The 11,709-nt window shown below is 44.1% G+C and carries 12 protein-coding genes and 1 riboswitch; of the genes, 3 read left to right on the top strand and 9 right to left on the bottom strand.

Annotation, left to right across the window (positions count from 1 at the left end; all coding sequences use genetic code 11):
* Positions 1-40: 40 nt before the first annotated feature.
* Positions 41-211: a hypothetical protein gene (locus tag ACI35L_RS14845; protein ID WP_049669814.1), complete on the bottom strand. Its 171-nt coding sequence runs from the start codon at positions 209-211 to the stop codon at positions 41-43.
* Positions 212-226: 15 nt separating this feature from the next.
* Positions 227-490, bottom strand: a complete 264-nt coding sequence (locus tag ACI35L_RS14840; RefSeq protein WP_439803189.1) for a YtzC family protein — start codon at positions 488-490, stop codon at positions 227-229.
* A 158-nt stretch (positions 491-648) separates the two neighbouring features.
* On the opposite strand from ACI35L_RS14840, the gene ACI35L_RS14835 reads away from it, so the two are divergent.
* Positions 649-1,623: a TIGR01212 family radical SAM protein gene (locus ACI35L_RS14835; protein WP_049669812.1), complete on the top strand. Its 975-nt coding sequence runs from the start codon at positions 649-651 to the stop codon at positions 1,621-1,623.
* A complete protein-coding gene (locus tag ACI35L_RS14830) occupies positions 1,613-2,179 on the top strand; it encodes a class I SAM-dependent methyltransferase (RefSeq protein WP_439803188.1) in 567 nt (188 codons plus the stop codon). The genes ACI35L_RS14835 and ACI35L_RS14830 overlap by 11 nt, the downstream gene beginning before the upstream one ends.
* Before the next feature lie 143 nt (positions 2,180-2,322).
* Here the strand turns inward: ACI35L_RS14830 and ACI35L_RS14825 are convergent, their stop codons facing one another.
* The 5 genes from ACI35L_RS14825 to ACI35L_RS14805 form a co-directional block, all read right to left on the bottom strand.
* Positions 2,323-3,120, bottom strand: coding sequence for an ABC transporter ATP-binding protein (locus ACI35L_RS14825; protein WP_053103708.1), 798 nt, complete (start codon positions 3,118-3,120; stop codon positions 2,323-2,325).
* Positions 3,114-4,184 carry a FecCD family ABC transporter permease gene (locus ACI35L_RS14820; protein ID WP_439803187.1) on the bottom strand — a complete coding sequence of 357 codons (1,071 nt, stop codon included), beginning with the start codon at positions 4,182-4,184 and terminating at the stop codon, positions 3,114-3,116. Before ACI35L_RS14820 ends, ACI35L_RS14825 begins: the two co-directional genes overlap by 7 nt.
* A 135-nt stretch (positions 4,185-4,319) precedes the next feature.
* Positions 4,320-4,455: riboswitch (cobalamin riboswitch) on the bottom strand.
* A gap of 48 nt (positions 4,456-4,503) precedes the next feature.
* The gene (locus tag ACI35L_RS14815) at positions 4,504-5,520 is read right to left on the bottom strand and encodes an LLM class flavin-dependent oxidoreductase (RefSeq protein WP_082197008.1); all 1,017 of its coding nucleotides are present in this window, start codon (positions 5,518-5,520) and stop codon (positions 4,504-4,506) included.
* A 41-nt stretch (positions 5,521-5,561) separates the two neighbouring features.
* Positions 5,562-6,632 carry a tetraprenyl-beta-curcumene synthase family protein gene (locus ACI35L_RS14810; RefSeq protein ID WP_439803192.1) on the bottom strand — a complete coding sequence of 357 codons (1,071 nt, stop codon included), beginning with the start codon at positions 6,630-6,632 and terminating at the stop codon, positions 5,562-5,564.
* Positions 6,633-6,646: 14 nt separating this feature from the next.
* On the bottom strand, positions 6,647-7,450 hold the full coding sequence (locus ACI35L_RS14805) for an alpha/beta hydrolase (protein ID WP_049669808.1): 804 nt from the start codon (positions 7,448-7,450) through the stop codon (positions 6,647-6,649).
* Between the two features lie 108 nt (positions 7,451-7,558).
* Between ACI35L_RS14805 and ACI35L_RS14800 the strand changes: the two genes are divergently transcribed.
* A complete protein-coding gene (locus tag ACI35L_RS14800; protein ID WP_049669807.1) occupies positions 7,559-8,089 on the top strand; it encodes a gamma carbonic anhydrase in 531 nt (176 codons plus the stop codon).
* Between the two features lie 320 nt (positions 8,090-8,409).
* On the opposite strand, the gene asnB is transcribed toward ACI35L_RS14800, so the two are convergent.
* Positions 8,410-10,296, bottom strand: a complete 1,887-nt coding sequence (asnB, locus tag ACI35L_RS14795; protein ID WP_049669806.1) for an asparagine synthase (glutamine-hydrolyzing) — start codon at positions 10,294-10,296, stop codon at positions 8,410-8,412.
* Between the two features lie 199 nt (positions 10,297-10,495).
* Complete coding sequence (gene metK, locus ACI35L_RS14790) at positions 10,496-11,695, bottom strand: methionine adenosyltransferase (RefSeq protein WP_049669805.1); 1,200 nt, start codon at positions 11,693-11,695, stop codon at positions 10,496-10,498.
* Between the last annotated feature and the right edge of the window lie 14 nt (positions 11,696-11,709).

The following is an 11,709-nucleotide window of genomic DNA, read 5'->3' as shown; positions in this document are numbered from 1 at the left end:
TAACCGATTCGGCTCTTTCATCAGGAGTACCTTCAGTATCCTATTTGTATGCTTTCGGGTGTACGGTTGCCTTCGCCGGCTGGCCTTTTTTCTCATTCATTTTCTTGGCCCTCTTTATAATGTCGTTGTCGGCTCCTGCTTCGATGTCCTGGTTATTGATCCCGTTGCGTGTTTTTTGCTCAGGGTTATGCTGTTTAGATCGTTTCTTCATAAATGGAGAGCCTCCTTATCGTCTTCTTACAACCATCGCATGCTGAAGATCCTGAACACGGACTTTCATCCGATCAAGCTCATCTCGCTGCTGGTCATTGGCACTGTTTTTCATGACGGTAAGCTCATTATATGAATCCTCAAGCCTCATAAGGGCTTCGGTATAGCCCTCTGTGTTGTAATGCTCCTGTTTGGCCGATTCCTCATATTGCTGCTGTGCGTATTCAAGGGTATTCTCACAACGTCCTAAACATTCATCCATGGATTTATGCGTAGCCATCTCGCCACTCCTTTTTGGTTGGGATTGGTTAAGAAGTACACCCGAATCTTATTATGTCCGGCTGACCGCGGTTACATGAACAAATTCATTTGGAAAGTATAAATGCCCGTGTTAAAATGTAGGTTATGTGAAAAAACAATTAGGAGGGTTTTACAGATATGAAACAGGCTAACCCTTTTCCATATGCTAGTGACGATAAACGTTATCATACATGGAATTACCATTTACGCAACCAATTCGGCCATAAGGTCTTCAAGATAGCATTAGACGGCGGCTTTGATTGCCCAAACCGTGACGGCACAGTCGCTTTTGGCGGCTGCACCTTCTGCAGTGCAGCAGGCTCAGGCGACTTCGCCGGAAACCGGGCGGAGGATTTGAAGAAGCAATTCGCCGACATCAAGGGGAAGATGCATCAGAAATGGAAGGACGGCAAATATATGGCTTACTTCCAAGCTTATACGAATACACATGCACCAGTTGATGTCTTGCGCGAGAAATTCGAGACGGTGATGAATGAGGAAGGCGTCGTTGGGTTGTCCATTGCGACAAGACCTGACTGCCTGCCGGATGATGTTGTTGAATATTTAGCGGAGCTGAATGAGCGCACATATCTTTGGCTTGAGCTTGGACTCCAAACCGTCCATGAGAAAACAGCGAACATCATTAACCGCGCCCATGACTATCCAACCTATGTCGAGGGAGTCAACAAGCTCCGCAAGCACGGCATTCGCGTCTGCAGCCATATCATCAACGGACTGCCTCTTGAGACACCGGAAATGATGATGGAAACCGCTCGTGAGGTCGCGAAGCTTGATGTGCAAGGAATTAAGATTCACCTCTTGCATTTATTAAAAGGAACACCAATGGTGAAACAATACGAGAAAGGCATGCTTCAATTCCTTTCATTTGAGGAATATGTGAGCCTTGTCTGCGATCAGCTCGAAATTCTGCCTCCAGAGATGATTATTCACCGCATTACCGGCGACGGGCCAATTGATTTAATGGTCGGTCCGATGTGGAGCGTGAATAAATGGGAGGTCTTGAATGCAATCGATGCGGAATTGAAACGCCGTAACAGCTACCAAGGCAAGTTCTTTGTTCGTGATGGGGGATTGGCGACACATGAAGCTTGACCGAATCCTTCCATATGCCCGCCACCTACTGGAAAAAGCAGCTGGTCCTGGAGATGTCGTCGTTGACGGCACTATGGGAAACGGTCATGACACGGTCTTTCTCTCCCAGCTTGTCGGTGAGAATGGTCATGTATATAGCTTTGACATCCAGGAATCTGCCTTAGAGCAGACAAGAGGCCGGCTTGAAGAGAAACAGCTGACCAAAAATGTAACCTTGATCCATGCAGGTCATGAACAGGTTAAGGCATTCATTCCTGCTGGAACAGAAATAGCCGGAGCTATCTTCAATCTCGGCTATCTACCTGGCGGTGACAAAGAAATCATCACGACTGCTCCGACTACCATCTCAAGTGTCGAGCAGCTGCTTGAGATGATGAAGCCTGAAGGGATCATCGTCCTAGTCATTTATCATGGGCATCCAGGCGGGGATATAGAACGTGATGAGATTCTTCGATTTGCCCGCAGCCTTCCCCAGGACACAGCCCATGTTCTGGAATATAAATTCATAAATCAAAGGAATAATCCGCCTTTCATCGTCGCAATTGAGAAAAGGTAAGTGACTGGGACAAAATGTTTCCAGTAACTAAATAGCCGAACAATTATAAAGTGCCATTTTAAGCACGATTAATAATCGTTCGGCTTTTTCTATTTCGTTTCGTAAACATTTAATGTATCATTCGTTTTTATGTCCCAGCCATTTTATGCTTTCACATATCCAGGGATGAAAGAGATTTGCGGCTTTCCCGTTACCGGGTGAAGCGAGCTGATCAGCTCTACCCCATATACCGATTTCAGCAATGGTTCATCTAAGAGAAGGCCTGCCTCCCCCTCCGCTACCTTTTGACCGCCCTTCAGTAAAGCAAGCCGATCTGCGTATAGCGAAGCAAGGTTCAAATCATGCAGGATGGCCACAATCGTTAATCCATTCTTAAGCTGCAGCTCCTTCAATAAATCCAGCAGCTCAATCGAATGCTTAATATCAAGATGATTGGTCGGTTCATCCAAAAACAGCAGCTTAGGTGATTGAGCCAATGCCTTTGCAAGCAATACACGCTGCTTTTCCCCTCCGCTTAAATCTTGAAAATATTTATGCTTAAAGGCAAGGCAATTCGTTTTCTCAAGGCATTCTTCCACAATGATATGGTCTTCTTTCTTGTATGTATTAAATAGGCCCCTGCCTTGATACGGATACCGCCCAAGCAGAACAATCTGCTCAACCGTGAAATCCAAACTCACAGTATGCTCCTGACTCAAGACAGCCGTCACCCGAGCCAGCTCCTCAGTGCTATAGTCACGCGCCTTTTTCCCGGCAATCTCAACCTTTCCGCTCACACTAAGATGCCTCGGGTCCAAAATCGCTTTAATGAAGGTGGTTTTTCCACTCCCATTCGGACCTAATAAAGCATAGAATTCACCCTTTTTCACTTGCATAGAAACATCGTTAAGAACCATCTGTTCTTTCCGGTACCCTGCACTTACGCTACATACTTTTAACATGCCATTTTCCTTCTTTTTATTCGTTCTCTTATGAGTAAATAAGTAAACACAGGCGCCCCTATCAAGGCGGTAATCACGCCAATTGGCAATTCCTGCGGGCTGACGATGGTTCTTGCCACCATGTCGGCAAGAACCAAATATCCTCCGCCAATCATCATTGACAGCGGAATGAGGTGTTTATGGTCAGCCCCCGTAACTAAACGGACAAGATGCGGGATGACTAAGCCGACAAAGCCAATCGCACCAGATACTGATACGGCCGCTCCTGTCAGGAGTCCAGCGCTGATCAGGAGAGTCAGCTTTTTCCTTCTCACATTCATCCCTCCATATTGAGCTGCTTCATCACCAAGTGCGAGTGCATTCAACTCCCTGTAATGGAACAAAATCACGGCTGAACCAACTGCAAAGAATGGAAAGAATAGACCAATATGCCCCCAGTTTTTTAAAGCCACACTGCCCATCAGCCAATTCAAGACCTCTCGCATTTGGTCTCCCGATGATAGAGCAATAATGAGCGATATGACCGAGCCAATGAAGGAGTTCAAGATAATGCCTGATAAAATGATTGTTTCATTCGCATATGTCCTGCTCGCCGCTTTCGTGATTCCAAAGACCAGAAACAAAGAGGCGAAACTGAATATAATTGCCACTAGCGGCAATGTATAGGATCCAAGGAAAGCAATTTCTACCTGAAAGAACAAGACAATCACCGCTCCAACCGAGGCCCCTGATGAAACACCAATGGTATAAGGATCAGCCAGCGGGTTTTGCAAAAGTCCTTGGAATGCCGCACCTGCCAGGGCAAGGGCACTACCGACCAATAACGCCAGCAAAATGCGAGGCAAGCGAATATTCCAAATAATCATCTCGATATTTTTCTGACCATCAAAGAATCCTTCATACCCTGTTATATTTTTGAGGAGAATGCCGACAATCTCCCCTACAGACAATTCAGCACTTCCACTCAGAAGACCCCAAATGACCGCGGCCGCCATGAACAAAATGCTGCCCGCGTAAAGGGCAGTCATCTGCACTCCTCCATGTTTTCCTTCTCTACTGCTCATCTTTTCCACTCCATCATTTCCTTGGTGTAAGTTAATTGCCAGACAATAAAAAAACCTCAGCCCAAAGGATGAGCTAAGGATTCACGCATGTGCTCTTGTGAATGCTTTAAGCCTACTTTTCCCTCCGAAAAATAAGTGCTAAAACCATGAAAAGCAGGTCTCCTGGCTTATGGCGGCATTACTCGCCAATTACAGTAGCGGGGGCTGCACCGGAGTCTCACCGGTTTCCCTATTCTCCCTTGAAAAGGGCACTTTTATGGAATAATCAGCTATTTTATTCTTTCTTCATTTTACTGGAACATAGGACAATACGCAATTCTTAATCAGGAAAGTTCAACCCTATCTCTTTTGCAATCAATTCAAAGGATTTTTTCTTTGCCTCGAAGGAATGTGTAATCGTGGTCAACATAATTTCATTGACGTGAAAACGCTCACTAAGCTCGGCCAGATGCCTGCCGATTGTCTGAGGAGAGCCAATAATCATACGGCGCCGATTATACATAATCCGTTCCCGTTCATAGATGGAAAAGCTCTGATCTAGAATCTCATCCGGATGAGGCGTCCCTTCCCTCATAATCCCCTGAGCCAGCCAAAGCATGGATAGATCAAGCGAGCCAGCCAAATACTCGGCCTCCTCGTCCGTTTGAGCACATACGGCAAAAACCGTGACCATGCCTTCTGGACGTGACAGTGTTTCAGATGCTTGGAATTGATTCAAATAATGCTGCATATTCTCTTCCGCAAATTCGCTGTTAATAAATAACGCAAAATTATACGGAAGACCTTTATAGGCAGCAAGAGCAGCGCTTGATGAACTGGAGCCCAGCATCCAAAGCTCTGGATGCTCCCCAATGACAGGGGTAGCCGTCAATCCATAATACGGATGAGAATCCGGGAGACGGTCATGCAAATACCAGTATAGTTCATCCACTTGATCGGGAAAACGATCCTTGCTCGGAATTGGACGTCCATCCTGCAAAGCCCTCGTCGCCCTCGGCATGCCGCCGGGCGCTCGTCCCACACCAAGGTCTATTCGCCCAGGCGCAAGCCCAGACAGCACTCGGAAATTCTCTGCAACCTTATAAGCGCTGTAATGCGGTAGCATTACACCGCCAGTTCCAACTCGAATACGCTTTGTCTGTGCAGCTATCCATGCAGCTAAGATCTCAGGAGAGGAGCCTGCAAGCCCCAGGCTGTCATGGTGCTCCGAAACCCAAAAGCGGGAATAGCCTAATTCATCAGCAAGTCTTGCCAGCTCTACTGTATTGCTTAATGCCTTTTCTGTCGGTTCTCCAGCTGCCCGTGGTGATTGATCCAAAACACTGAGCTTTAACATCGGTATAGATAGCCTCCCTTAAGGATTGTTCTTCACCCTGTTCACTTCGACACTTTTCTCATGGCATAGTACATTTTACAATTCCAATAAAAGAAATAGGAGCGAAATCCCCCTTGTTTTAATAATTTATGAACATGTGCTTTGACATCCTTCTGCTTGGCCACTTTGCCATCAGCAAGATAAATGCCCACCAATCCTTGATTCACCATCTTATGAAAATGTTCATCCGGAATCTTTTCGATGTCCCGATTGGCCTGTTCTAAAAAGAAGCATAAACGTTCTATCATCTTCTGCTCAGATTCATAATAAAAACAGAAGTTCAAATCATTACCGACCCGGTCTTCTTCTTGGTCAATGAAATAATCGAGCATGATATGAAGTCCTTGTACATAGGGAAAATAAGCATTCCTGACATTCTTCGCGAGACCATCTCGAAATGATGCGCGCGCCCCATAGGAGACAAGGCAGAAAATTCCGAGCGTTGAGCCGGCACAAGCGCTGAATTCATACCAGGTCATCCCTTCAGGCAAATGATGTTTGTTGTCTTCGAACCAGGCTTGTAGTCTTTGTACCCTTTCTTCCCATATAACATGCTTATGTACTTGCAAATCACAATAATACCCGCAAAGTTCGAATAAATACGGCTGAATCTCCTTATAATACGGCAAGGTTTGCATAACCTCCTGGCATGTCTTTACCAGATCGGATAAATATCCGCCGTCATTTTGATCCTCTCGCCGCTCATAATAATTCTTAAGCTCCGCTGTTGGGTTGAGCGCATGCTGCATGGATTCGTGCAACAGAGAAAAATCCTCCGGGTCTAATGAGGTACTGCGGTCACATAAATTATCAAGATAATCACTGATTGTCTGGTAAGCAACAATAAATCGAATTACCTGAGCCCTGTCTTCCCCAGCAATTAAAGCGAGTATTGACCCGCCTTCACAATGAAAGGTCTTATGGGCAATACTCGCCGTCGCCTGGATGCGGAGCTCCTCATTAGGAATTGACTTCGCTCTTTCTTCCCAATAGTCCAATTCACGGTGAACGATTGGAAAGATATCTTTAAAAACCAATTTCGCTAAACCGAATTCAGTTGCAGGCAGCCTCAACATTCTCCATCTCCTTAAATGATATACCCAATATTACGGAGGCGGGCTTCCACAAAGCTCTTGGCGTATTGGAATACGTCCTCCCGCTCTGGTTCATTAAATATCTCATGGTACAGCTTTGGCCACTCTTTATAATGCTTCTCAGAGGCAGGGAAATAATTGAACCATTCCCTTACCATATTGCGGTCAACAATTTTGTCATCTCCCGCCTGCATGACCAGTAATGGAATATCCGGAAAATCCTCATCAAAATCAAAGGCATCCTTCATCGCCTTTACCAGTTCACGATACCATCTAATGGACACACTCGTCACATAAAGAGAATCATTTAAGTCAAACTCAATGACTTCCTTATTGCGCGTAGCCATGTCAATGGTAATCCCCGTACCTCTCCGATAAGATGGATACACAAGATTCATGACATGGGAAATGGTATCCAGCATCTTAGGCGGATTAATCAATGTTCCGAAGCAAGGGGATGACAGGATAACGCCTGCAAGATTAAATTCTCTCGATTGAAGCATTTTAATCACAACCAAACCACCCATGCTGTGGCCAAGCATAAAGACAGGCAGTCCGAATGTATAGGCTTCATTCACCCACGTCTCTACGGTATCGATATATTCTTCAAACGAATTAATATGGCCGCGGTTTGCTCTTGAAGTCATCCCTTGTCCAGGCAGGTCTCCATTTATAACATGGTATCCAGCTGACAGCCACTTTTGGACAAGCCAAGTGTATCTTCCGGAATGCTCCATTGCCCCATGGACAATGACAATTACCCCGTTAGCCTTCCCCTCGGTTTCCCATTTTTTCATAGATGCACTCCTCCAGTTTGATTATACGTAAATATATTTACACATCATTTTTTTATATGTACACTTTCATTAACTATCTATTTTACAATAGAATACGGAGGTTATGAAATGAAATTATATCAATATAAAGATAAAATCCCTTCCTTACATAAATCAGCCTATATAGCTGACTATGCTGTCATAACCGGTGACGTTACGATTGGCAAGAACTCAAGCATTTGGTTTAATACGGTTATTCGAGGCGATGTCGCCCCCGTAATCATCGGCGACAATGTCAATGTTCAGGACAATTCTGTCCTGCATCAAAGCCCTAATAATCCGTTGATTCTTGAGGATGATGTCACAGTCGGACATCAGTGCATCCTTCATAGCTGCCATGTAAAGAAGAAAGCCTTAATAGGAATGGGCTCCATCATTCTCGATGGCGCTGAAATTGGCGAAGGTGCTTTCATCGGTGCCGGCAGTCTTGTCCCGCAGGGCAAGAAAATCCCGCCAAATACCCTTGCGTTCGGCCGCCCAGCTAAAATAATCCGCCCGTTAACAGACGAGGACATAAAGGATATGGACCGAATCTATCGAGAGTATGCTGAGAAAGGCCGTTATTATGCCAGTATACAACCAATCCAACCAAATCAATAAACCAATATAGAATGGGATACATCTTATTGTATACCCATTTTTTATGTTCATTATCATATTAGGGTGTTCCAATTTGTCCTGCCAGAGGAACATGACAACCTCATTTCTCTACATCTATTTAATGACCAGCCTGAATAGTTCATATGTTTGTTCTTGTATGTATGGAAAGATAATTACTTAGTACCTATCAATTATTTTACTGTATAAGAATCATTTTGGTTTCATTTTCCATTAAATATTTTTTTGAAAACGGTATCATCCATTCATAAAGAATAGGCATCCGCAACGGAAGCGGATGCCCCAGGATTATTACATCCCTATTAATGTGTCGTTACTAAATCTTCAGTCATTGTTTGAAAAGAGTACTTTTTTTCGATAAAGATTCCATACCAGATCATGAACACAAGTACTGTCCAAATCTTGCGGCTATTATCGGCCTTTCCTTTTACATGGTCATCAAGCAAACGGAGAATGACATCCTTATGGAATAAATGGTCCGTGTCACTTTCCAGAATAATGTTCACAGCCCAATCATACATCTCATCCTTCAGCCAATGACGAATTGGAACAGGGAAACCTAGTTTCTTTCTTGTGAGGACATGGTCAGGAACAATTCCTTCCACGGCTTTGCGCAGAATGTACTTAGTTGTGCCATGACTTGTCTTCATATCAGATGGAATCTTAGATGCCACCTCAAATACTTCCTTATCAAGGAATGGTACACGCAGCTCAAGAGAATGTGCCATCGTCATCCGATCAGCCTTTAACAAAATGTCCCCTCTGAGCCATGTATGAATATCAATGTATTGCATCTTGCTGACATCCTCATACCCTGCTGCGTCACGATAGAATGGTGCAGTAATGGTCTTATAATCCAACCCGCCATGGTATGGTTTGTACAGCTCTTTCTTTTCATCCTCCACGAACATTTTCGCATTGCCGATATAGCGTTCTTCCATTGGTGTACAGCCACGTTCAATGAAGCTCTTTCCTTTAACCCCTTCAGGAAGAATAGCCGCAATTCGTTTTAAGGAACGGGTTAAGACTGCAGGCATTTTCGTGAATACCTCAAGAGATTGCGGTTCGCGGTAAATATTATAACCGCCAAATAATTCATCCGCTCCTTCCCCAGACAGCACGACCTTCACATGCTTTCTCGCTTCCCTTGAAACGAAATAAAGTGGTACACATGCCGGGTCAGCAAGCGGATCATCAGCATGCCACATAATCTTCGGCAGTTCCTGCATATATTCCTCCGGCGAAATGATGTAGCTAATGTTTTCTACGCCCAATTTATCGGCTGTTTCTTTTGCCACATCGATCTCACTGAATCCTTCATGCTCAAAGCCGACAGAGAACGTCTTAATATTTGGATGGAATTTCTTTGCGATAGAAGCAATTATAGAAGAATCAATTCCTCCGGAAAGGAATGAACCGACAGGCACATCTGAGCGCATATGCTTCTGTACACTGTCAATCATTACTTCACGAATCTCCTCTGTCCAATCCTGCTCTGACTTCAGAACTGGTGAAAAGGACGCCTTCCAATATTGACCGATTTCAATTGGTCCCCCGATTGATTTCTTTAGATAATGTCCTGGGAGCAGCTTCTTGATGCCATCTGTCATTGTTTCCGGCTCAGGCACGAATTGATAAGTTAAATAATGCTGCAATGCATCCAAATTAACCTCTTCATCACCAGAAGCCAATACGATGCTCTTCTTCTCAGAGGCAAAGAATAATCTGTCTTCTTCCTCTTTATAGAAGAACGGCTTGATTCCAAACGGATCGCGTGCTGCAAAGATGGATTTCTCCTTTTTGTCCCAAATGACGAACCCGAACATCCCGCGCAGCTTCTTAACAGCCGCTTCTCCATAATACGCATATGCACCAAGGATAGCCTCCGTATCAGAATTCGTCTTGAATTCCAACCCTTTAAGGGAAAGCTCCTCTCTTAGCTCCAAATAGTTATAAATTTCACCATTGAAAACGATCCAATACCGTTCATTCTCAAAAGAAAGTGGCTGGTGACCGCTTTCCAGGTCAATAATACTTAAACGGCGAAAGCCTAATTGAATATATTCATCAACATAAAAACCTTCATCATCTGGTCCTCTATGGTAAATAAGATTGTTCATTTCCTTTAAACAATCAGATACGAGAGCATCTTGACATTTATCTAGAACACACCCAACAAAACCGCACATTACGAAAAAAACCTCGCTTTATAATAAATATTTTTTATAATTGCACCAATCTATACTATCAGACTTTTTGCGCAAAATATGTCGAATCCTACGAATTATTTACCGGTATTTTTAGAAAAATATGTAACATTAGTATGTCATTTGTCGCATAAAGACTATTAAAAAAACCTTAGGGCATGTATGCCCTAAGGTTTTTTCATTATATGGAAGCTTGTGTACGAAGTACTTCTGCTTTATCTGTTTTCTCCCATGGAAGATCCAGGTCATTGCGTCCAAAATGGCCGTAAGCAGCTGTTTGTTTATAAATTGGACGGCGCAGATCAAGCATTTTGATGATACCAGCTGGACGAAGGTCAAAGTTTGCACGGATTAATTCAACCAGCTTATCTTCATCAACCTTGCCAGTTTCAAAAGTATTCACCGCAATGGATACAGGCTGAGCTACTCCAATCGCATAAGCCAATTGAACTTCAGCCTTTTCAGCGAGACCGGCTGCCACGATGTTCTTCGCTACATATCTGGCAGCATAGGCAGCAGAACGGTCTACCTTTGTCGCATCCTTGCCGGAGAAAGCACCACCGCCATGACGCGCATAACCGCCATACGTATCAACGATGATTTTTCGACCAGTTAATCCAGCATCTCCTTGAGGTCCGCCAATCACGAAGCGGCCTGTTGGATTGATGAAGTATTTTGTCGCTTCATCAATTAAATGAGCCGGAACAACTGACTTGATTACATGCTCTTTTAAATCCGCCTGAATTTGTTCAAGGGTTGTTTCCGGGTCATGCTGAGTTGAAATAACAATTGTATCAACACGAACAGGTTTATCATTCTCATCGTATTCTACAGTTACTTGAGTTTTTCCATCAGGACGAAGGTATGGCAGGATTTCCTGCTTACGTACTTCTGTCAATCTTCTTGATAATTGGTGGGCAAGTGAGATTGGTAGAGGCATTAATTCCTCTGTTTCATTGCAGGCAAACCCAAACATCAGGCCTTGGTCACCAGCACCGATTGCTTCGATTTCTTCGTCTGTCATCGTTCCTTCTCGAGATTCAAGCGCCTGGTCTACCCCTTGAGCAATATCTGCTGACTGCTCATCAATGGACGTCAAGACAGCACAGGTCTCTGCATCAAAACCGTACTTCGCTCTTGTATACCCAATTCCTTTAATCGTTTCACGAACGATTTTCGGAATATCCACATAGGTGGAAGTCGTAATTTCTCCTGCAACAAGGACAAGGCCTGTCGTAACAGAAGTCTCACAAGCTACACGCGCATTTGGATCCTGCGCAAGGATTTCATCTAGAATGGAATCTGAAATTTGGTCACAAATCTTATCTGGATGCCCTTCAGTTACAGATTCAGATGTAAACAAATGTCTCTTAGTCGACATAATAAAACTCCTCC

Source organism: Pradoshia sp. (assembly GCF_051873915.1).
GTDB lineage: Bacteria > Bacillota > Bacilli > Bacillales > Pradoshiaceae > Pradoshia.
The sequence above is the reverse complement of the archived record's forward strand: the minus strand, read 5'-3'. Positions and strand labels throughout refer to the sequence as shown.

Bases quoted from the DNA above. Each gene is read 5' to 3' on its own strand.
- asnB (WP_049669806.1), bottom strand. From the start codon at position 10,296: ATGTGCGGTTTTGTTGGGTGTGTTCTAGATAAATGTCAAGATGCTCTC.
- ACI35L_RS14820 (WP_439803187.1), bottom strand. From the start codon at position 4,184: ATGAGCAGTAGAGAAGGAAAACATGGAGGAGTGCAGATGACTGCCCTT.
- ACI35L_RS14805 (WP_049669808.1), bottom strand. From the start codon at position 7,450: ATGAAAAAATGGGAAACCGAGGGGAAGGCTAACGGGGTAATTGTCATT.
- ACI35L_RS14800 (WP_049669807.1), top strand. From the start codon at position 7,559: ATGAAATTATATCAATATAAAGATAAAATCCCTTCCTTACATAAATCA.
- ACI35L_RS14815 (WP_082197008.1), bottom strand. From the start codon at position 5,520: ATGTTAAAGCTCAGTGTTTTGGATCAATCACCACGGGCAGCTGGAGAA.
- ACI35L_RS14830 (WP_439803188.1), top strand. From the start codon at position 1,613: ATGAAGCTTGACCGAATCCTTCCATATGCCCGCCACCTACTGGAAAAA.
- ACI35L_RS14840 (WP_439803189.1), bottom strand. From the start codon at position 490: ATGGCTACGCATAAATCCATGGATGAATGTTTAGGACGTTGTGAGAAT.
- metK (WP_049669805.1), bottom strand. From the start codon at position 11,695: ATGTCGACTAAGAGACATTTGTTTACATCTGAATCTGTAACTGAAGGG.
- ACI35L_RS14825 (WP_053103708.1), bottom strand. From the start codon at position 3,120: ATGTTAAAAGTATGTAGCGTAAGTGCAGGGTACCGGAAAGAACAGATG.
- ACI35L_RS14845 (WP_049669814.1), bottom strand. From the start codon at position 211: ATGAAGAAACGATCTAAACAGCATAACCCTGAGCAAAAAACACGCAAC.
- ACI35L_RS14835 (WP_049669812.1), top strand. From the start codon at position 649: ATGAAACAGGCTAACCCTTTTCCATATGCTAGTGACGATAAACGTTAT.